Source organism: Kitasatospora sp. NPDC004615, from assembly GCF_042873545.1.
In the GTDB taxonomy this organism is placed as follows: domain Bacteria; phylum Actinomycetota; class Actinomycetes; order Streptomycetales; family Streptomycetaceae; genus Kitasatospora.
Genome location: NZ_JBIALQ010000006.1, coordinates 278161 through 298632, shown reverse-complemented (window position 1 = coordinate 298632; position 20472 = coordinate 278161). Strand labels below are relative to the sequence as shown.

General features: G+C 73.4%; 20 protein-coding genes. 12 read left to right on the top strand and 8 right to left on the bottom strand.

Features of this window, described 5'->3' with window-relative positions:
- The first annotated feature begins 151 nt into the window (after window positions 1-151).
- From ACFYS8_RS22525 to ACFYS8_RS22515, 3 genes are all read left to right on the top strand, one after another.
- A complete protein-coding gene (locus tag ACFYS8_RS22525; protein ID WP_387643352.1) occupies window positions 152-1630 on the top strand; it encodes a hypothetical protein in 1479 nt (492 codons plus the stop codon).
- A gap of 7 nt (window positions 1631-1637) precedes the next feature.
- Window positions 1638-2636 (top strand): N-acetylmuramoyl-L-alanine amidase, encoded by a 999-nt coding sequence (locus tag ACFYS8_RS22520; RefSeq protein ID WP_387643350.1) that lies wholly within the window; start codon window positions 1638-1640, stop codon window positions 2634-2636.
- 205 nt (window positions 2637-2841) lie between these two features.
- Window positions 2842-3828, top strand: coding sequence for a hypothetical protein (locus ACFYS8_RS22515; RefSeq protein WP_387643349.1), 987 nt, complete (start codon window positions 2842-2844; stop codon window positions 3826-3828).
- Between the two features lie 112 nt (window positions 3829-3940).
- On the opposite strand, the gene ACFYS8_RS22510 is transcribed toward ACFYS8_RS22515, so the two are convergent.
- From ACFYS8_RS22510 to ACFYS8_RS22500, 3 genes are all read right to left on the bottom strand, one after another.
- Complete coding sequence (locus tag ACFYS8_RS22510; RefSeq protein WP_387643347.1) at window positions 3941-5020, bottom strand: prenyltransferase; 1080 nt, start codon at window positions 5018-5020, stop codon at window positions 3941-3943.
- Entirely contained in the window at window positions 5017-5757 is a 741-nt protein-coding gene (locus ACFYS8_RS22505; protein ID WP_387643345.1) for a class I SAM-dependent methyltransferase, read from the bottom strand. Before ACFYS8_RS22505 ends, ACFYS8_RS22510 begins: the two co-directional genes overlap by 4 nt.
- Before the next feature lie 64 nt (window positions 5758-5821).
- Window positions 5822-7141 carry a glycosyltransferase family 4 protein gene (locus tag ACFYS8_RS22500; RefSeq protein WP_387643343.1) on the bottom strand — a complete coding sequence of 440 codons (1320 nt, stop codon included), beginning with the start codon at window positions 7139-7141 and terminating at the stop codon, window positions 5822-5824.
- A 233-nt stretch (window positions 7142-7374) separates the two neighbouring features.
- On the opposite strand from ACFYS8_RS22500, the gene ACFYS8_RS22495 reads away from it, so the two are divergent.
- The 6 genes from ACFYS8_RS22495 (at window position 7375) to ACFYS8_RS22470 (ending at window position 14211) form a co-directional block, all read left to right on the top strand.
- Window positions 7375-8040, top strand: a complete 666-nt coding sequence (locus ACFYS8_RS22495; protein WP_387643342.1) for a TetR family transcriptional regulator — start codon at window positions 7375-7377, stop codon at window positions 8038-8040.
- 235 nt (window positions 8041-8275) lie between these two features.
- On the top strand, window positions 8276-9787 hold the full coding sequence (locus ACFYS8_RS22490) for a prenyltransferase/squalene oxidase repeat-containing protein (RefSeq protein ID WP_387643340.1): 1512 nt from the start codon (window positions 8276-8278) through the stop codon (window positions 9785-9787).
- A 218-nt stretch (window positions 9788-10005) separates the two neighbouring features.
- A complete protein-coding gene (locus tag ACFYS8_RS22485) occupies window positions 10006-10647 on the top strand; it encodes an SCO2322 family protein (protein WP_387643338.1) in 642 nt (213 codons plus the stop codon).
- 2 nt (window positions 10648-10649) lie between these two features.
- Window positions 10650-11798, top strand: coding sequence for an energy-coupling factor transporter transmembrane component T (locus tag ACFYS8_RS22480; RefSeq protein WP_387643336.1), 1149 nt, complete (start codon window positions 10650-10652; stop codon window positions 11796-11798).
- On the top strand, window positions 11795-13399 hold the full coding sequence (locus ACFYS8_RS22475; RefSeq protein ID WP_387643335.1) for an ABC transporter ATP-binding protein: 1605 nt from the start codon (window positions 11795-11797) through the stop codon (window positions 13397-13399). Before ACFYS8_RS22480 ends, ACFYS8_RS22475 begins: the two co-directional genes overlap by 4 nt.
- Window positions 13396-14211, top strand: coding sequence for an ECF transporter S component (locus ACFYS8_RS22470; RefSeq protein ID WP_387643333.1), 816 nt, complete (start codon window positions 13396-13398; stop codon window positions 14209-14211). Before ACFYS8_RS22475 ends, ACFYS8_RS22470 begins: the two co-directional genes overlap by 4 nt.
- On the opposite strand, the gene ACFYS8_RS22465 is transcribed toward ACFYS8_RS22470, so the two are convergent.
- Entirely contained in the window at window positions 14205-15662 is a 1458-nt protein-coding gene (locus ACFYS8_RS22465; protein ID WP_387643331.1) for an alpha/beta hydrolase, read from the bottom strand. The genes ACFYS8_RS22470 and ACFYS8_RS22465 overlap by 7 nt on opposite strands.
- Before the next feature lie 193 nt (window positions 15663-15855).
- On the opposite strand from ACFYS8_RS22465, the gene ACFYS8_RS22460 reads away from it, so the two are divergent.
- Window positions 15856-16671, top strand: coding sequence for a MerR family transcriptional regulator (locus tag ACFYS8_RS22460; protein ID WP_387643330.1), 816 nt, complete (start codon window positions 15856-15858; stop codon window positions 16669-16671).
- A 37-nt stretch (window positions 16672-16708) separates the two neighbouring features.
- Here ACFYS8_RS22460 and ACFYS8_RS22455 read toward each other — a convergent pair whose 3' ends face one another.
- Window positions 16709-17026: an antibiotic biosynthesis monooxygenase family protein gene (locus ACFYS8_RS22455; RefSeq protein WP_387643328.1), complete on the bottom strand. Its 318-nt coding sequence runs from the start codon at window positions 17024-17026 to the stop codon at window positions 16709-16711.
- 596 nt (window positions 17027-17622) lie between these two features.
- Window positions 17623-17979 carry a hypothetical protein gene (locus ACFYS8_RS22450; protein WP_387643326.1) on the bottom strand — a complete coding sequence of 119 codons (357 nt, stop codon included), beginning with the start codon at window positions 17977-17979 and terminating at the stop codon, window positions 17623-17625.
- 114 nt (window positions 17980-18093) lie between these two features.
- On the opposite strand from ACFYS8_RS22450, the gene ACFYS8_RS22445 reads away from it, so the two are divergent.
- Both ACFYS8_RS22445 and ACFYS8_RS22440 read left to right on the top strand, forming a co-directional pair.
- Entirely contained in the window at window positions 18094-18924 is an 831-nt protein-coding gene (locus tag ACFYS8_RS22445; RefSeq protein WP_387643325.1) for a Scr1 family TA system antitoxin-like transcriptional regulator, read from the top strand.
- Window positions 18917-19126: a DUF397 domain-containing protein gene (locus ACFYS8_RS22440; protein WP_387643323.1), complete on the top strand. Its 210-nt coding sequence runs from the start codon at window positions 18917-18919 to the stop codon at window positions 19124-19126. Before ACFYS8_RS22445 ends, ACFYS8_RS22440 begins: the two co-directional genes overlap by 8 nt.
- Window positions 19127-19273: 147 nt before the next feature.
- Here ACFYS8_RS22440 and ACFYS8_RS22435 read toward each other — a convergent pair whose 3' ends face one another.
- Entirely contained in the window at window positions 19274-19552 is a 279-nt protein-coding gene (locus tag ACFYS8_RS22435) for a hypothetical protein (RefSeq protein ID WP_387643321.1), read from the bottom strand.
- A 143-nt stretch (window positions 19553-19695) separates the two neighbouring features.
- Entirely contained in the window at window positions 19696-20211 is a 516-nt protein-coding gene (locus ACFYS8_RS22430) for a GNAT family N-acetyltransferase (RefSeq protein WP_387643319.1), read from the bottom strand.
- Between the last annotated feature and the right edge of the window lie 261 nt (window positions 20212-20472).

Sequence of the window (20472 nt, the reverse complement as noted above, 5' to 3'; positions counted from 1 at the left end):
ACCACGGCGCGTTGTTGCGGGACCGCCGTGACCCGCACCGCCGACGGCCGGTACGGTGTCGGGGCGGCGGACCACGGACGGCCGGTGCGGGGCGCGGGTCGTACGGCGGCAGAGCCATCGGCGGGTCAGTAGGCGGGGGCGAGGACACGGCATGACGGAGCAGGGCAAGGCCGCGCGAGCGGTGTGGGATCCGACCGCGAACAACGGCGCGGGCGGCTGGGTCCGCCGGCCGATGGCGGAGGACCCGGCGGCCGCCGGTCCGCCCACCACGGCGATCCCGCTCCCGAAGATCGCGCCCGGACCCGTCGCACCCGCCGCCCCGGTCCCTCCGGTCACCCCCGTTGCCCCCGTTGCCCCCGTCGTCCCCCAGCCGCCGCAGCCCGAGGCGCCGCGCACCGCCGCGGCCCCCGGCCCGGCGACACCGCCGCCCCGCACGCAGCAGCCGGCCGCCCCCGCGCCGCCGACCGCCCAGCAGCCGCCCGCCGCGCCGCCCGTCCCGCAGCCACCGCAGCTCCCGCAGCAGACCTTCGGCGGGCAGCAGTTCCCGCCGCCGCAGCCGCCACCGCAGGGCCAGACGTTCGGTGGTCAGCAGCAGTTCGAGCAACCGCCGTTCGCCCAGCAGCAGTTCGGCACCCCGCCGCCCCCGCCCGGGCCGCAGCCCCCGCCGCAGACCTTCGGTGGGCAGCAGACCTTCGGCGACCAGCCCGGCTTCGGCGGCCAGCAGTTCCCGCCCCAGGGCCAGTCCTTCGGCGGTCAGCAGCAGTTCGAGCAACCGCCGTTCGCCCAGCAGCAGTTCGGCACCCCGCAGCCCTCGTACGGCGGGCAGCAGACCTTCGGCGGTCAGTCCGGCTTCGGTGGCCAGCCGCAGTTCGCGAACGGCGGGTACGGCGGCCAGGAGCCCGACTTCGACTACGAGGAGGACCCGCGGCGGCGGCGCACCCCGGTGCTGATCGGCGCGGCGGTGGCGCTGCTGCTGGTGATCGGCGTCGGCGTGGTGTGGGCGGTGAAGAACAGCGACAGCGGCACCTCGTCCGAGTCGAAGGGCGGCAACTCGGCCCCGACGCACGATCCGTCGCAGGGCGGCACGGGCGGCGCCTCGCCGTCGGCCTCCGCGCCGAACACCGCCGGCCCGTCCCCGTCGGGCTCGGCCTCGGCCTCGGCCGGTCCGGACGCGGCGACCGAGGCGAAGGCGCTGGACGCGCTGCTGACGAAGGGCGAGAACGCGAAGGCGCCGATCGGCAACGCGGTGGCGAAGGTGCGCAGCTGCCCGCCGAAGACGGAGATCGACAACGCCGCGAAGGTGTTCGACACCGGCGCCCAGCAGCGTGACCAACTGATCGCCGAGCTGGCCCAGTTGCACACCGACAATCTGCCCGGCGGGGCCGACGCGGCGGCGAAGCTGAAGGACGCCTGGCAGGCGTCCGGGGACATCGACCGGGCGTACGCGGCGTGGGCGCGCACCGTCTCCAGCCAGGGCTGCGCCAACAACACGGCGCCCAGCACGGCCGATCTGACCCGTGCCAACGACCTCAACCCGCAGGCCACCCAGTCCAAGAAGGACTTCGTGGCGAAGTGGAAGCCGATCGCCGACACCTACGGTCTGACGGCGCGTACCTGGGACAGGATCTGAGGAACCATTGACCGGCCGTACCACCCCACCCCCCGTCGAGCCCGATTCCTACCCCGACGACGGCGACCCCGAGCGGCGCACCGCGCGCTGGCGCCCGGCCGTGAAGCTGGCGAGCGTGGTGCTGCCGGTGTGTCTGATCGGCTGGCTGGGCTGGCAGGCGGTCGCGAACAGCTCGCGGGACGTCACCTCGCACCCGGCTGCCTCACCGCGCTACGCGGAGGGCGACCGGGTGGACGGCGCCGACCCGACGGACTCCCCCGCCCCGAACGGCAGTGCGTCCACCGGCCCGGCCGCGCCGGCCTCGCCGTCGGCCCAGGCCTCGGACGCCGGGAACCGCCCGCTGGCGGGGAAGACGGTGCTGCTCGACCCGGGCCACAACACCGGCAACGGCAAGCACACCACCGAGATCAACCGCCAGGTGGACATCGGCAACGGCCGCAAGGAGTGCGACACCACCGGCACCTCCACCGACGCGGGCTACTCGGAGGCCGAGTTCACCCTGGACGTGGTGCACCGGGCCCGGCAGATCCTCCAGGACCGGGGCGCGGCCGTGGTGCTCACCCAGGACGGTGACCGTCCGTGGGGTCCGTGCATCGACGAGCGGGCCCGGATCGGCAACGAGGCCAAGGCGGACGCCGCGGTCTCGATCCACGCGGACGGCGCGCCGGCGTCGGGCAGCGGCTTCCACGTGATCATGCCCGGCAGGGTGGTGGCCGGCCCGGCCGACACCGCCGCGGTCGTCGACCCGTCGCACCGGCTCGGCGTGCTGCTGCGCGACACGTTCAAGACCGGTACCGGCGAGCCGACGGCCGGTTACATCGGCCAGCAGGGCCTGGACACCCGCAGCGACCTGGGCGGACTCAACCTGTCGAAGGTCCCGAAGGTGTTCATCGAGTGTGGCAACATGCGCAACACCGGCGACGCGAAGCGGATGTCCGACCCGGAGTGGCGCCAGCGCGCCGCCCAGGCCGTCGCCGACGCTCTGACCAGCTATCTCACGGGGTGAGCCGCCAACCAGACCGTCCGTTCCGTCCCTGTCCTGTCCCCGTGCGGGACGCCCGTCCGACCTGTCCGGTTCGTGCCGGATCCGGAGGGCGCTGTGCACACGGCGTCGCGTTGGCCCTAGGCTTTTGCCCCGTTGTACCGCTCCGGTACTCCGGGGGCTCGGTCACCGCCCGCCGACCACGACTACACCAATGAGGGGAACGTCAGTGAATCTGCGCGCTCTCACCAGGGGAGACGCCGCCGTCGCCGGTGCGGCGGTACTGCTCCTGATTTCGTCCTTCCTGCCCTTCCGGAAGTTCGACTGCTCCGGCCTGGGCTGTACGGCCAAGACGGCCAGCTTGTCATCGAACGCCTGGGCCTCGGGCCTGTTCCCGCTGCTGCCGTCGGTGGTGCTGACCGGCCTGGTCGGCGCGGTGCTGATCCTGCTGTTCCGGTTGCAGAAGGAGAACTGGGGCACCAAGCAGGTCGCCGGTCTGCGGCTGGACCAGTGGGGTACGGCGCTGGCCGTGCTCTCGTTCTGGGGCTGCCTGTGGACGCTGATCGGCTGCCCGGACCTCTACAGCAACGGGGCGGGCGCCTACCTGTCCCTGCTCTCCACCCTGGTGCTCGCGGGCGCGGTGATCGCCGGTCCGCTCGTCCCGGCCCTGCAGGGCCCGCTGATGCCCGCCACCCCGTCGGCGCCGACCACCCCGCAGCCGTTCCCCCCGTACGGCGGCCAGCCCGGCGCCCCCGGCCAGGTCGGCCAGCCCGGTCAGCCCGGCGCGTACGGCTACCCGGGCGCGCAGCAGCAGCCGCAGCCGTTCCCCGGCCAGCCGCAGCCGCAGGCCGACCAGCCCGTGCCCGCCCAGCAGTTCGGCGGCCAGCCGGCCGGCGGCTACGGCTACCCGGCACCCGCGCAGGCGGCCGCTCCGGCCCCGCAGCCGGCCTCGCAGCAGCCCACCGCCGTCCAGCCGGCCATCCAGGACCAGGTTCCGCCGCAGGCTGCCGCCGCGCCGTTCGCCCCGTTCTGGTTCGCCGTCCCGGCGGTCCGTCAGCTGGGCAACAAGGACAACCCGGCGGCCCCGCCGGTCGGTGAGCTGGTCCCCGGTACCTGGTACCTGGCAGTCGACCAGCGCGGTGCGGCACTCGTCGCCCAGCTGCCCGACGGCACCCACGGCGTCCTGAACGACACCACGGGCATCCAGCGCGGCTGACGCCCGCCCAACGGGGGCGCGCAAGACTTCCCGCGCAACCCCGAACACGCCAAAAGGTCCGCCCGAGGAGGGAACTCCCCTCCCCGGGCGGACCTTTCGCTGTACCGACGACTCAGCAGCAGTCGCCGACCGCCAGCCCGGCCGGCAGGTGCTCCCCGCCGAACACGCTGACCGTCGCGTGGTCGCCGCCGAGGGCCGCGACGGCGAGCAGCAGCGCGCCGGCGGTCCAGGTGGTGCGCTCCTCGGGCCAGATCGCGTCGTCCTCGAAGACGTAGCCGGTCCAGTAGGAGCCGTCCTGGTGGCGCAGGTGCTGAATCCAGCGGAGGATCTCGACGGCGCGGTCGGACTGTCCGGCGGCCCACAGCGCGAGCGCGAGTTCGGCGCTCTCGCCGCCGGTGACCCAGGGGCGGTCGCTGACGCAGCGGACACCGAGGTCGGGGACGACGAACCGGTCCCATTCGGCGGCCAGCCGGGCCGTCGCCTCCTCGCCGCGCAGCGCGGTGCCGAGGACGGGGTAGTACCAGTCCATCGAGTAGCGGTCCTTGTCGAGGAACCGCTCGGGGTGGCGGGCGATGGCGTGCTGGAGGCGGCCGGCGGCGAGTTCCCAGTCCGGCTGGGGCCGGTCGAGGTGGTCGGCGACGGCGAGTCCGCAGCGCAGCGCGTGCAGGATCGAGCAGGAGCCGGTGAGCAGCGCGTCCGTCGCGGCGGTGCCGTCCTCGTCCTGGCGCCAGGCGATCGCCCCGCCGGGGAGGCTGAGCCGGACGGTGTGGTCGAGGGCGCGGCTGAGGGCGGGCCAGATGCGTTCCAGGAAGCGGTCGTCGCCGGTGGACAGGTGGTGGTGCCAGGCGCCGACGGCGATGTACGCGCAGAAGTTGGTCTCGCGGGCGCGGTCGGTGGCGGTGCCGTCGGCGATGCCGTCCTGCCCGTAGGCGTAGGCGGCGTACCAGGATCCGTCGGGGTTCTGCCGGTCGGCGAGCCACTGGTAGGCGGCTTCGGCGGCGGCGTGTTCGCCGGCGGTGTCGAGGGCCATCGCGGCCTCGGTGTGGTCCCAGGGGTCGAGGTGTCCGCCGTGGAACCAGGGGATCGCGCCGTCGGGCTGCTGGTGGGCGAGGATCGAGCGCACTGTGTCGGCGGCCTGGGCGGCGTCGAGGACGCCGTCCAGCAGCAGGGCCGCGGGGACGGCGGCGGTCACGCGCCGGTCCGGGGCTGGTGCGGCTTGCTGGCGTAGACGACGAAGGACTTGCCGAGCACCGGGTTGAGGGCCTTCTCGGCGGCCTTGGTGAGGGTGGAGATGACGGGGGTGCCGACGATGTCCCAGACCAGCAGCTGGTGGTAGGCGCGCACCGGCAGGGCCTTGTCGTTGTTGACGCCCATCGCGCACTTGATCCACCAGTACGGGGAGTGCAGGGCGTGCGCGTGGTGGTTGCCGTAGGGCTCCAGGCCGGCCCCGCGGACCTTCTCGATCAGTTCGTCGCCCTTGTAGATGCGGATGTGCCCGCCCTCGACCTCGTGGTACTCGTCGGACAGCGCCCAGCAGATCTTCTCCGGCAGGTAGCGGGGCACGGTGACGGCGAGCAGTCCGCCGGGCTTGAGGACGCGGACCATCTCGGCGAGCACGCCCTTGTCGTCGGGGATGTGCTCCATCACCTCGGAGATGATGATCCGGTCGAAGGTGTCGTCGTCGAACGGCAGGTTCAGCGCGTCGCCCTCCATGGCGGTGGCGCTGGCCCCGGCGGGGGCCTCGCCGGCCTGTTCCATGGCGGCGAACCACTTGCGGACCTCGGCGATCTCCTCGCCGTTCTGGTCCAGGGCGACCACGTTGGCGCCGCGCCGGTAGCACTCGAACGCGTGCCGGCCTCCGCCGCAGCCCAGGTCGAGCACCCGGTCTCCTGGGGCGAGCGGGAAGCGGGAGAAGTCGACGGTCAGCACTGCGGGGCTCCCATTCACGAGGGGTGGTACGGGTGTTGACGGTCTGTTGTGCCGAGCGGCCCGGTCAGCCGACGTAGCGCCAGCCTGGGCCGGAGCGGGCGGCGGCGCCCGCGCCGGTGGCGATGGCGGCCCGGTAGCGGTCGGCGGTGAGTTCGGCGGCCCGGGCCCAGGTGAACCGCTCCAGCACGCGGGCCCGTCCGGCCTCGCCGAGCCGGGCGCGCAGCGCGGGGTCGTCGAGCAGCCGGCCGAGCGCGGCGGCGAGCGCCCCGGCGTCGCCGGGCGGGACGGCCAGGCAGGTCTCGCCGTCGGGTCCGGCGACCTCGGGGATGGCGCCGCCGGTGGTGGCGACCAGCGGGGTGGCGGTGGCCATCGCCTCGGCGGCGGGCAGCGAGAAGCCCTCGTACAGCGAGGGGACGCAGGCGGCCTCGGCGGAGCGGTACAGGTCGACGAGTTCGGCGTCGGTCAGGCCGGTGCGGAATTCGATGTGGTCCTCCAGGCCGAACCGGCGCACCGCGTCGGCGACCGGGCCGTCGTCCTTCTGCGGCTTGCCGACCACCACCAGGTGGGCGTCGCGTTCGGTGCGGACCTTGGCGAGCGCCTCGACCAGGTGCACCAGGCCCTTGAGCGGGACGTCGGCGCTGGAGGTGGTGACGATCCGCCCGGGCACCCGGGCTATCGCGTCGGACGGCGACCACAGGCGGGTGTCCGCGCCGATCGGGACGACGGAGATGGCGTGCGGGGCGGCGCCGAGGTGTTCGGCGATCTCGCCGCGGGAGCTCTCGGAGACGGTGATGACCTGCTCCAGCCGGCGCGCCACCCGCTGCTGCATCCGGGTGAAGGCGTACCAGCGGCGCTTGCCGAGCCGCTCCAGCCGGCCGGTGGCCGCGTCGATCTCCAACTGCCGGTCCACGGTGACCGGGTGATGGACCGTGGTGACCAGCGGGAAGCCGTGCCGGGCCAGGCCGAGCAGGCCGTAGCCGAGGGTCTGGTTGTCGTGCACCACGTCGTAGCGGCCCTTGTGCCGGGCCAGGTACTGGCGGGCGCGCAGCGAGAAGGTCAGCGGCTCGGGGAAGCCGCCGGTGCGCATCACCGCGAACTCCAGCAGGTCCACCGGGCCGCGGAACTCGTCGGCGGCGGGGGTGCGGAACGGGTCGTCGGCGCGGTACAGGTCGAGGCTGGGCAGTTCGACCAGCCGCACCGAGCCGGGGCCCTCGACCTCGTCGAGCACCGGGTACGGCTGGGCGCCGATCACGTCGACGTGGTGGCCGAGCCGGGCGAGCTCCCGGGACAGGTGGCGCACGTACACGCCCTGGCCGCCGCAGAACGGGTCGCCGCGGTACGACAGCAGGGCGATCCGCAGCGACGGCGGCGGCAACGCGGTCATCCGGGGCCCCTCTTCCCTACTCACCGGGACCGGCGACGGACGCGGCCGCCGACCGGTAAAGTAGATCACGTTTCACAGTGGTGCAGGCTCGCCGTCGGGGAAAGCGGACAACGAGAGACCTCGAAGATTACCGGGCCGTAGCTTGCCGTCAGGAGCCCCGGCAGGTGATTCACGCCACGCCGCGCGACCACCTGACGCCACCCCGTCCTTCGATCCCCCGCCCGGGAGTGAACGTGACCGCGAACGCCACCGCCGACGGGACACTGACGCCGCGCCAGGCCGAACGCCGCCGGGGCATCCTGCGGGCCGCCACCGCGCTGGCCGCCCGCGGCGGCTTCGAGGCGGTGCAGATGCGCGAGGTCGCGGAGAGCGCGCAGGTCGCCCTGGGCACCCTGTACCGCTACTTCCCGTCCAAGGTGCACCTGCTGGTGGCGGTGATGCGCGAGCAGCTGGAACGGCTGCACGACCAGGTACGGAGGCGTCCGCCGACCGGCGCCGACCCGGCGGCCCGGGTCGCCGAGGCACTCACCCACGCCTTCCACGCCCTCCAGCGCGAACCCCGGCTGGCCGAGGCGATGGTGCGGGCGCTGTCCTTCGCGGACCGCTCGGTGGGCAACGAGGTGGACGAGGTCGCCCAGGTCACCTCGGCGATCGTGCTGGAGGCCGCCTGCCTCCCCGACCCGCCGACCGCCGGCCAGCAGGCGGCGCTGCGGGTGGTCGCCCACACCTGGCACGCCACCCTGCTGGCCTGGCTGTCGGGCCGCGCCTCGCTGGCCGAGGTCCGGGCCGACCTGCACACCGCCGCCCGGCTGCTCACCCTCGCCACACCGTTCCCGGACGGGGACGAACTGCAACCGGTTCCACCACCTGCCAGGGGTGCCGCGCCGGTCGGCGGCTAGAGTCTTGGAGGCGCGGGACGGCCCCCACCGGACCGCCGGACAACTTCACATCCGCCTCCGAGGCCGGGGAAAGCCGGTGCGATTCCGGCACTGACCCGCAACCGTGAGCCGCGCCGTTCCCCGGCGCGACGCAGTCGGACTGCCCGGCCGGAGACGAGCGGCCCTCCTCCGTCGTGGGTCTACGGGCGGCCCCCACGGGTTCGCTGCGACCGCTCCCGAAAGGCTTTCTCCCCAAATGCTGACCGCTGCCCGCCTGGGCGCCGCCGCGCTGGCCGGCGCCCTGCTCGCCGGCGCCGCCGCCGTGCCCGCGCTCGCCGACCCCACCGACCCGGCCTCGGGAGCTCCGTCCGCCTCCGCTTCTTCCGACGCATCCGCCTCCGGCTCCCCGTCCGGCTCGGCCTCGGGCTCTGCGTCCGGCTCGGCGTCCGGTTCGCCCTCGGTGTCGTCCGGGGTGCCCGCCGGGCTGTACGGCAAGGGCGACCCGCAGTACGACGGCGTGTGGCGGCAGTCGCTGGCGCTGATCGCCCTGCACCAGGAGCGGGTCGTACCCGCCGACGCGGCCGTGAAGTGGCTGCTCGACCAGCAGTGCGAGGACGGCGGCTGGCCGTCCTACCGGGCCGAGGGCGCGGCCTGCGTCCCCGCCGCCGAGGACTCCAACGCCACCTCGATGGCCATCCAGGCGCTCACCGTGCTCGGCGACCACCAGCAGCAGGTCACCCGCGGCACCGACTGGCTGCGCGCCAAGCAGACCGTCGACGGCACCTGGGCGTACAACCCGGGCACCCCCGGCGACGCCAACTCCACCGCCCTGGCGGTGAACGCGCTGCTGGCCGCCGGCATCGACCCGGCCACGACGTCCCTCCCGGGCGGGCAGTCCGCCTACAACGGGCTCGCCTCCTTCCAGCTGGGCTGCTGGACCGCCGCCGAGCAGCGCGGCGCGTTCGTCTACCAGCCGGTCTCCGGCGCCCCGGCCGCCCCCAACACGATCGCCTCCGCGCAGGCCCTGCTGGCCTCCGCGGGCGGGCACCTGCCGGTCACCACCGCCGACCGCAAGGACGCCGCGCCGAAGACCCTGACCTGCCCGGACACCCCGGGCGACGGCCCGGTCGCGCACGCCGACTCCGCCGAGGCGGACGCCGCCTGGCTGACCGGCAAGCTCGCCGCCGGCGGGCAGCGCCTGCTGCTGGACACCCCCGGCGCGGCCGCCACCGCCGACTTCAACTCCACCGCCTGGTCGGTGCTCGGCCTGATCGCCTCCGGCCACTCCACCGAGGCCAGGAGCGCCGCCGACTGGCTGGCCGGCAACGGCTACGCCTGGGCCGCGCAGGGCAAGAGCGGCACCGACCCGGCGGCCACCGCCACCCTGGTGCTCACCGCCAGCGCCGCCAAGCTCGACCCGTACAACTTCGGCGGCGCCAACCTGGTGCAGCTGCTGGTCGACTCCGGCCCCAAGCCGAAGGTCGGCCCGAGCGCCGGCGACCCGCAGGCCACCCGCGCCCCCGGCTCGGCGATCACCGAGCCCGACGAGAACAGCGGCTTCTCGGCCGGCTGGCTGATCGGCGTCGGCCTGCTGGTCGGCATCGGCGCGGGCATCCTGCTCAGCCTCAACCGCCGCCGCAACGCCGCCGCCGCGGGCTCCCCGGCCACCGGCTCCCCGGCCGGTGACACCCCGTCGGGCGAGAAGCCGTCGAACGAGAAGCCGTCGGACGAGAAGCCGTCGGGCGACGGGCCGGAGCAGGGCCGGTGACCGGCCGCACCCCCGCAACCGGCACCGCCGCCGGGCAGCGCCCTGGCCTCGCCCCGCGAACTGCCGCCGCTGGCGACCAGGCACCGAGCGCCTCGGCCTGCCGCGACGCCGCCGTCCACCGGCCCGCCGCCCGCCGCACGCCTGCCGCCCCCGTAACCGGCGCCCCTGCCCCGCATCCCCTCTGCCGTGCACCACGAGCTGCCGCCGCCGTCGGCGCCGTGTTCGCTCTGCTGGGCGCCCTCGGCGCCCTGCTCGGCCCGGGCGCCGGGTCCGCGCACGCGGCGGACTACCGGTACTGGTCGTTCTGGAAGGGCGGCGCGGACGGCTGGGCGTTCCAGCAGGTCGGGCCGACCGGGAACGTGCCCGCGGACGGCGCGGTGGACGGCTGGCGGTTCGTGCTCAGCCCGGACGGCGGTCAGGACGCGCCCCGGCCGTCGCCGCCCGCCGACTTCGCCGCGATCTGCGCGAACACCGCGCCCAGCGGCGGCCACAAGCGGGTCGCCGTGGTGCTCGACTTCGGCACCGCGAAGGACGCCCCGAACGGTGAACAGCCCGCCGAGGCACGTTCGGTGTGCGCCTCGGTGCCGAGCGCCGCGAACTCGGCGGAGGTGCTGGCCGCGGTGGCCGCGCCGCTGCGCTACGACTCCGCCGGGCTGCTGTGCGCGATCGCCGGCTACCCGCGCGCGGGCTGCGGCGAGCAGGTCGCGGCGGGCTCCGGCTCCGGTGCCGGTCCGGGCGGTTCGGCCTCGTCCGACAAGGGCGACGGCGGCCCGGCCGTGGGTGTGATCGCCGGGGTCGGCGCGGTGGTCCTGCTGGGCGCCGGCGCGGTCTGGCAGGCCCGTCGCCGCCGCACCCGCTGACGATGTCCGTCGACCGTCTGCGCCGCACCGCTCCGACCGCCCCCGGGTCCGCGAACCCGGGGGCGGTGCACAGCCGTTCGCTGCCCCGGCAGCTGCACCCGGGCGCCTGGTGGCTGTGGTCGCTGGGCCTCGCGGCGGCGGCCAGCCGAACCACCAATCCGCTGCTCCTGCTGCTGATCCTGGCGGTGGCGGGCTTCGTCGTGGCGGCCCGGCGCGGCGACGCGCCGTGGGCCCGCTCGTACGCGGCGTTCCTGCGCCTCGGCCTGCTGGTGCTGGCCGCCCGGGTGGTGTTCGCGGTTCTGCTGGGCTCCCCCGTCGGCGGCACCCATGTCCTGTTCACGCTTCCCCAACTTCCGCTCCCCGCCTGGGCGCAGGGTGTCCGGCTGGGCGGTTCGGTGAGCCTGGAGGGCGTGCTGTTCGCGCTGTACGAGGGGCTGCGGCTGGCGGTGCTGCTGGCCTGTGTGGGCGCGGCGAACGCGCTGGCCTCCCCGTCGCGGCTGCTGCGTTCGCTGCCGGGCGCGCTGTACGAGGCGGGCGTGGCGGCCGTGGTGGCGATGACGTTCGCGCCGAACCTGGTGGCGGACGTCCGGCGGCTGCGGGCGGCGCGCCGGCTGCGCGGCCGGACCGACCGGGGCGTGCGGGCGGTGCTGTCGGTCGGACTGCCGGTGCTGGAGGGCGCGTTGGAGCGTTCGGTGGCGCTGGCGGCGGCGATGGACACCCGCGGCTTCGGCCGCACCGCCCGGGTGCCGCGCCAACTGGTGCGCACCGGTGGGGTGTTGACGCTTGCCGGGCTGCTCGGCGTGTGCAGCGCCACCTACGGGCTGCTCACCGCGGGCAGCCACGCCTGGGCGCTGCCCGTGCTGCTGGCCGGCGTCGCCGCGTCCGCCGCCGGGCTGGCCCTGGGCAGTCGGCGTTCCGTCAGAACCCGTTACCGGCCCGATCCGTGGGCGCTCCCGGAGTGGCTGACCGCTCTGTCGGGCGCGCTGGTCGCGGCCGCCCTGATCTGGTACGCGGGCCGCTGGCCGGAGGCCCTGACGCCGTCGGTGGTCCCGCCGACCGCGCCGCGGCTGCCGCTGCTGCCCGCCGCGGCCGTGCTGATCGGCCTGCTGCCCGCCTTCGTCACCCCCGAGCCGCCCCGGAGCACCCGGTGATCACTTTCGAGCAGGTCGGCGTGCGGTATGCCGACGCCGCCGAACCCGCCCTTCGCGGCGTCGACCTGACCATTCCCGAGGGCGAACTGTGCCTGCTGGTCGGCCCGTCCGGCGCCGGCAAGTCCACCCTGCTGGGCACCGTCTCCGGGCTGGTGCCGCACTTCACCGGCGGCGTCCTGGAGGGCCGGGTCACCGTCGCCGGCCGCGACACCCGCACCCACCGGCCGCGCGACCTCGCCGACGTGGTCGGCACCGTCGGCCAGGACCCGGCCGGGCACTTCGTCACCGACACCGTCGAGGAGGAACTCGCTTACGGCATGGAGTCGTTGGGCCTTCCCCCGGCCGTGATGCGCCGCCGGGTCGAGGAGACGCTCGACCTGCTCGGCCTCGCCGACCTGCGCGGCCGCGCGCTCTCCGCGCTCTCCGGCGGCCAGCGCCAGCGGGTGGCGATCGGCTCGGTGCTGACCGTCCACCCCGAGGTGCTGGTCCTGGACGAGCCCACCTCGGCGCTCGACCCGGGCGCCGCCGAGGAGGTGCTGGCCGTCCTGCAGCGGCTGGTGCACGACCTCGGCACCACCGTCCTGCTCTCCGAACACCGCCTGGAACGCGTCGTCCAGTACGCCGACCAGGTCCTGCTGCTCCCCGGCCCCGGCGAGCCGCCCGTACTCGGCGACCCCGCCACCCTGATGGCCCGCTCCCCCGTCCGGCCCCCGGTGGTCGACCTCGGCCGGCTGGCCGGCTGGAGCCCGCTGCCGCTCACCGTCCGCGACGCCCGGCGGCGCGCGGCGACCCTGCGCGAACGCCTGCCCGCGCCCGCCGCTGCTCCTTCGGTGACTCCGTCGGCCCCCGCGATCGCCACGGTCTCCCGGCTGGTGGTCTCCCGCGGCCCCGTCCCCGCCCTGCGCGGCGTCGAACTCGCCCTGTTCCCGGGCCAGATCACCGCGCTGATGGGACGCAACGGCGCCGGCAAGTCCACCCTGCTGGGCAGCCTGGTCGGCCTGCACGCCCCCGACTCCGGCACCGTCCGGGTCAACGGCCTCACGCCGCACAAAGCCCGCCCGAAGGACCTGATCCGCTCCGTCGGCCTCGTCCCGCAGGACCCGCGCGACCTGCTGTACGCCGAGACCGTCGCGGCCGAGTGCGCCTCCGCCGACCAGGACGCCGGCGCCGAACCCGGCACCTGCCGGACCGTTCTGGCCACCCTGCTCCCCGGCGTCGACGACCACTGCCACCCCCGCGACCTCTCCGAGGGCCAGCGCCTCACCCTCGCCCTCGCCGTCGTGCTCGCCGCCCGCCCCCCGGTGCTCCTGCTCGATGAACCCACCCGCGGCCTCGACTACGCCGCCAAGGCCCGCCTGGTCGACATCCTGCGCACGCTCGCCACCGAGGGCCACACCGTCCTGCTCGCCACCCACGACGTCGAGCTCGCCGCCGAACTCGCCCACCGCACCGCGGTCCTCGCCGAGGGCGAGATCGTCGCCGACGGCCCCACCTCCGAAGTCGTCCTCGCCTCCCCGACCTTCGCCCCGCAGACCGCGAAGATCCTCCCCCCGTACCTCACCGTCCCCGAAGTCGCCGCCGCGCTCAGGGAGTTGCCATGACCTCCCGGGAACTCGCCCGCCCCGTCCCGCTCGGGCGGCGCTCGCTCGTCGCGCTCGCCCTGGTCTCCGCCGTCGGCGTCGCCGCGTTCGGCTGGCCGCTGCTCGCCGCCCGCGACTCCGACCTGGTCGGCCACTCCACCGACGCGCCGTGGCTGTTCGCCCTGCTGCTGCCGCTGCTGCTCGCCGTGCTGGTCGCCCAGCTCTCCGAGGGCCGCAACGCCACCGGCGCACCCGGCCTGGACGCCAAGGCCGTCGCCATGCTCGGCGTCCTCGCCGCCGCCGGCGCGGCCCTGCGCCCGCTCGGGGCCGGCACCGCGGGACTGGAGCCGATGTTCTTCCTGATGGTGCTCTCCGGACGCGCCCTCGGCCCCGGCTTCGGCTTCGTCCTCGGCGCGCTCTCCATGTTCGCCTCCGGCCTGCTCACCGGCGGCGTCGGACCCTGGCTGCCGTTCCAGATGCTCGCCATGGGCTGGGTCTGCCTCGGCGCCGGACTCCTCCCCGGCGCCGCCCGCCTGCGCGGCCGGCCCGAACTCCTGCTCCTCGCTCTCTACGGCGTCCTCTCCGCCATCGGCTACGGCGTGGTGATGAACCTCCAGGGCTGGCCCTACATCGGCGGCCTGGCCACCTCGATCTCCTTCGTCCCCGGCGACCCCCTCCCCGCCAACCTCACCCGCTTCGCCCTCTACTGCCTCACCACCTCCCTCGGCTGGGACCTCCCCCGCGCCGCCCTCACCGCCGTCCTCTGCCTCACCGTCGGCGGCCCCCTCCTGCGCACCCTCCGCCGCGCGACGCGCCGCGCGGCCTTTCACTGATTCGTGCAGGTCACGTCCTTGGCGGGCAGCCGGCCCGTGGTCAGGTAGCGGGTGAAGGCGCCGTCCGCGCAGGACGGGCCGGCCACCACCACGCCGTGGCCCTCGCCACCGGCGACCGTGACCATCCGGGAGCCGTGCAGGGCCCGCCGCATGCCCTGGGCCATGGCGAGCGTCGCCTGCGGGTCCCACTGGTTCTGCACGATCAGCGCGTCGACCTCGTTGTTGACCACGGTCGCCGGCTCGACGGCCGCCGACTTCCAGAACGCGCACGGCTGGACGTTCGCCCCGAAATCACCCGCCAGCGGGTACCTGGCCCGGTCGGCGATCGCGTCGCGGCGGTACTGCTCGGGGTCGCGCGGCCAGCTCCGGGTGTCGCCGCAGAACACCGCCCAGGTGACGGCCGTCATGTTGTCGTCCACGACGACCGGCGGGACGCCCGGCACGGCCGGCCCGCCCGCGGCCGCGGCCTTCAGCGCGACGATCCACGGGGTGACGGCCTCGACCTGCACGAACGCGCGGTACCCCGAACGGATCGCGGCGCCGTCCAGCCCCTTCCCGTCGTCGGTCGGAACGGGCGTCCGGTCGGCACGCTCCACCAGCTCCCAGTACGTCTTCCGCACCTCCGCAGCCGAGGCCCCCAGCCCGTACGTGGCGTCACGCTCGGCGGCCCACTCCGTCCACCGGGTGAACGCGAGTTCGGCCGCCGCCGACCAGCCCCGGAACGAATCCCGCCAGGCGAGCTTCGGATCGAGCGCGCTGTCGAGCACGATCCGGTCCGACCGCTGCGGGAACATCTGCGTGTAGACGGCGCCCAGGTACGTCCCGTACGAGTACCCGAAGTAGGAGATCCGCCGCTCGCCCAGCACCGCCCGGACGATGTCCATGTCCCGCGCCGTGTTGCGGGTGGTGATGTGCGGCAGCACGTCCCCCGCCTTCGCCCAGCACTTGTCGGCCACCGACCGGGCCCGCTCCACATCCTTCCCGAACGTGGCCGCGCTGTACGGATGTTGGATGCTCCGCTCGTCCTCCGTCAGATCGCAGCCGATCGGCGAACTCCGCCCGACCCCGCGCGGATCGAACCCGACCAGGTCGAACCGCGCCCGCACCTCCGCCGGCAGCATCGGCTCGAACTCCACCGGCATCGTCAGCCCCTGACTGCCCGGCCCCCCGGGGTTCATCAGCAGCACCCCGTGCCGCTCCTTCGCACTGGCCGCCTTGACCCGCGATATCGCGATCTCGATCATCCGGCCCGCGGGCTTCCCGTAGTCCAGCGGCACCTTCACCTTCGCGCACTCGAACGACGGCAAGCCGCCCATCTCGCAATGCTCCCAGCGGAGTTCCTGCTGCGCGTACCGCTGCAGCGGATCCCCCGCCGCGAACGCCGTCGCCGGAGTGAGCGCCGCCAGCACGGCCGTCAGCAGCAGAATCGTTCGCCCGTTTCGCAGAACCATGCCAGCCCTCTGTGCGGAATCAGTACCTCGAATTGCCTCCAGTCTCCGATCCGCCACCCCCGCTCCACGTACGGCCGCAGGATGGACCCGGCCTCCAACCTGCGGCGTACAACCCGGCACTGACGTCACGCCACACTCCCACCCGCGATCATCCGCTTGCCTCTCCCCCAGGGGCAGAGTGCACAGTGGCCCCGTGCAAGAGGAACTGATCAGCATCGGGGAACTCGCGGCCAGAACCAGGCTCAGCCTCAAGGCCCTACGGCTCTACGGCGACCGCGGCCTGCTGCCACCCACCGAGACCGATCCGCGCACCGGCTTCCGCCGCTACGGCCCCGCCCAGGTCGAACGCGCCCGCCGCATCGCCCTGCTGCGCGCCACCGGCATGCCGCTCGCCCTCATCGCGACCGTCCTCGACTCCCGCAGCCCGGAGCCGGCCGCACTGCTCGCCGCGTACTGGCGCGAACAGGAATCCGCCCACCTGGCCCGCCGGGACGCGGTGGGCTACGCCCGAGACGTCCTCACCGGAAGGAACCCCACCATGGACGAGATCGCCGAACGCGAAGTCGCAGAGCAGAAAGTCCTGTTCGCCCGGCGCCACGTCACCGCCGCCGACCTCCCCGACTTCCTCGCCTCATCGACCGAACTGCTCCTCTCCCACCTCCGCGAGACCGGAGCATGCCTGTCCGGACCGATCTTCGCGGTCTACGACGGCCTGGTCAGCGAGGACTCCGACGGCCCCGTCGAACTCTGCGCCCCCACCCAGAACGCCGTCGAACCCACCCCGCAGATCGGCATCCGCATCGAACCCGCCCACCGCGAGGCCTACCTCACCCGCACCAAGAACCAGGCAGGCTTCGCAGCCATGGCCGCCGCCCACGACGCCCTCGGCACCTGGCTCACCGAACACGGCCACACCCGCAGCGCCGCCAACCGCGAGATCTACTACCCGAACTGGCCCACCGCCGCCCCGGACGACCACGTGGCGGACATCGCCATCCCGTTCACGTAGGCCGGCCTCCCCCCGATGACCGGCCCCGCTTCCCTACCTACGCCTTCGGCCCGGCCGACTGCACCACCTCGAACGACCACACCGACGACCCCGTCGCCGCCGGCTTCGGCCGGTCGCCGCCACCCTGGTGCGCCGCCTTCATCGGACCCTCCATCCACGCCTGGAACGACTCCTCGTCCCGCCACCGCGTGTACACCAGGTACTGGTCCGTCCCCTCCACCGGCCGCAGCAGCTCGAACCACTCGAACCCGTCCGCACCCTCCACGGCCCCGGCCCGCGACCCGAACCGCTGCTCCAACACCTCCCGCTGCTCAGCAGGAACAGTCAGCACATTGATCTTCACAACGCTGCCCACACGACACCCCTTGAGTTGCACGGTCAGCCGGAATGGCGACCTCACCTTGATCACGCGCGAGCAGCCCTCGTACGAACGACAGCGCAAGCGACGTGAGGACGACTCCAAGGCATCGCCCTAGGCCCAGCGTACGAATACTGAGGCGCCTACGTACTCCCGGGGCCTGATGGGCGGGTCACGGACGGCTCTCGCGGTAGGTGGCCCACAACTCTCCGCTACCGTCGGACAGCCGGTCATGCCCGAAGCGCTCGGACTCACCCAGGACGCGAAGCACTTCAAGGTGCAAGTCACCATCCATGGGCGCTACTCGGAACCTGAGCTGTACGCCGCCGGCCACCTGCGACACCCGCACCTGCTCGCCCGTCAGAGCTACGAACTGAGCAGCCGCGTCCCAGGCACGATCGAGAGCACCCGTCACCGCGCCAGGGCCGTACGCTCCGGTGGGGCCAGATCCTCAAGTGAGGTAACACCCTCCCGCCCGTCCCACAGGTGGCGGACGAACACCCCGCACTCATGGACGGCCATCACGCGCACGTCTCCGCCCGAGCGCCGGTCGTGGGCCGATTGCCCTTCCTGAGGCTCCCACTGATCAGTGGTCACACGCTCCACTCCCCTGCGACGACGTAGACCCCGTCGCTCGGCAGCGCCGGCCTCACCCCGTGGTCGGCAAGTACACGGGCCACGAATCGCTGGGATCGGCCGTCGATGAGTCGGCCCGTCAGCCTGGCGTACTCCGTCAACACGTCGGCGAGCGCGCGAGCTGTGGCGGCGCTGCACCCCCCAAGGGAGACGTGAGCGCCGACGCTCAGGCCACGCCCACTCGTCACCGGCATCACGTTGGGCTCTGTCGGCAGTCCCGCGAGTCGCCACGCCGTCTCTACGGCGTCCGCTGCTTCCTCCGCCTCCGCGCGATAGGCACATCTCCGCGCCGTGTCGCTCTCCACCGCTGCCATCGTTGCTCCAAGTCACCTCGTGCTCGACTTTCCGTGACCAGCGTCGGCATTGGTCGGTAACCTGGACAGAGTTGACGGCACAGCAACTGCGCTGCTGAAACAGGGATATGACGTATGGCCAGTCCGAAGGACCTCGATCCGTCCGCCTCCCCGAGCGCGTTCTACGGAGCGGAGGTTCGACGCCTCCGCGAGGCAAAGGGGCTGTCCCAGAGCGGGCTGGGGGAACTGGTCTACTGCTCCGGTGCGTACATCGGCCAGATCGAAAGTGCGGTCAGGAGGCCGCAGGAAGATCTCTCGGAACGGCTCGATGCGGCCCTGGGCACCGGAGGCCACTTCGCGCGCCTCTTCCCCATGGTGACCCGCACACGGCATGCCGCCCACTTCGCTCCGGTTGCCGAGCTTGAGTCGCAGGCCAAGACGATCTCCCATTACGCCCCAACGCTGGTGACAGGGCTGTTGCAGACGGCTGCCTATGCGCGCGCCGTTGTCCGAGCAGCCAAGCCGTTCGCCTCAGCCGTCGCGGTGGATGACGCGGTGGCGGCCAGGCTTGAACGGGCCCGTGTCCTGACCGATCCAACAGCACCTCTGTTGTGGGTGATCCTCCACGAATCAGTGATCCGAACGCCTGTCGGTGGCGAACATGTGATGGCCGAACAACTGCGCCATCTCTTGACGCTGGCCGGGATGGGCAAACTCCTGGTTCAGGTACTGCCGTTCAGCGCGGGGGCACACGCCATGGTGGCAAGCTCGGTCTTCCTCATGACGTTCGCCGAGGCTCCGCCCGTGGCGTACGTCGAGAGCCTGCACTCGGGGCAGTTGCTCGACGATCCGGCCGTGGTCGCCCTTTGCGAGAGGTCATACGATCTAGCCAGGGCCGTCGCGCTGTCGCCGGAGGCGTCCCTGGCCCTGATCAAATCGGCGGCGGAGGAGTACGCACATGAGTGAAGGGCCTGACCTCAGCGCCTCCAAGTGGCGCAAATCGTCCTACAGCGATGGCGACGGCGGGGAGTGCATCGAAGTGGACGATGCCAACCCGGGAATGGTCCGGGACTCCAAAGACCCTGACGGCCCCCGCCTGACATTCTCCGCTGAGGTGTGGCAAGCGTTCGTCGCCAAGGTCAAGGCCGGACAGTTCCCCACCCCCTGACAGCTGCACGGGCTCGACACAGCTCCGGACCGGGCAACCTCCGGAGCTGATTTCCTATATGGGTGGCTTGACACGCCGAAACAACTGCAACGAGAACGCCCCGCCGGCAACAGGGAAACCAGCGAGGCGAACCGCAGACGCGCCGACCTACAGAACGCCCTCGCCCGGCTTGTCGAGCCAGCCGGCCGTGGTCACGGTGCCGGTCGAACGCTTCTCCCCGGCAGCCGCGAAAACGTCTCCACCGGCCGCCGACGCACGATGCTCCTCGTGGCCGATCCACGCCTTCGCGGCGCCCGGGGCCCCGGCCTGGACGGCCTGGGACGGAACGCCGTCGGACGACTTCACGCCCGCGTCGGCGAGCGCCACACTGGCGCCGAGACTGAACAGCGCAGCTGCCGCCGCGACAACTACTGCACGCTTGATCACGATGGTTCTCCAGGACCTCGAAGGAGTCAGTGCTCCGAGTAGACCGGCCCAAGATGGACGTTTGATCGACGCCCGACCCGCGGCCACGAAGGTCGTCCTTGATCGAGGTTCCCGGGTTCGTCACCCCCTGCGGATGCGCTCGATCAGCCGACGACCAGCTCCCACCTGACCTCCCCGTCCTCCCACTTGTCGGTGGGCACGAGTCCGGCCGCAATCGCGACGGCGGCCGACGCCGCGTGCTCGGGGTGGATGTGGGCCACGACCGTGCGCACCGGGAGCTCCCGGATCCGGGCGACGAGGCCCCGGGCCGCTTCGGCGGCAATGCCGCGCCGCTGCCAGGCCGTTCCCACCACCCAGGCGATCTCCGCCGCCGCCCCGCGCTCGTCGGTGGTGACCGTCGCCTGGACCGTCCCCACCAGGCAGTCGTCGTCACGGAGCCGGATCACCCAGTTGCACCAGGACTCCCCAGGGTCGGGCGAACCGGCCACCCACCGCTCGTAGCGCGCTCGCAGAACCTCCGCGCTGTCCGGCGCACCACCGATGAACGCGTGCAGGCCGGGATCGGCCAGCACGACGGCCATCTCCTCGGCATGCTCGACCCGCAGGGGCAGCAGGTCCAGTCGGTCGGTGCGGATCTCTTCGGGCTCGAACTGACTCACGCTGCCTCCGGGTTGGGATGTCCGACGAGTATCCGACTGACCGCCCACCCCCGAACAATGGGGGCTCCAACAGCACGGCGACGTCATCGCCCTCCCCACGGACTCCGCACTCACCAGCCGCTGCGCAGGTTCGGCCCGTTCCTGCTCGTCGAACGCCCAGTGCGGCAGGGCCTCGTTCCCGTAGTGGGTGGTGCAGCCCACGACCCCGGCCGTTTCGTGCTCCAGCGATCGACACGCCGGTGCGGCCCCGACACCTTGTCT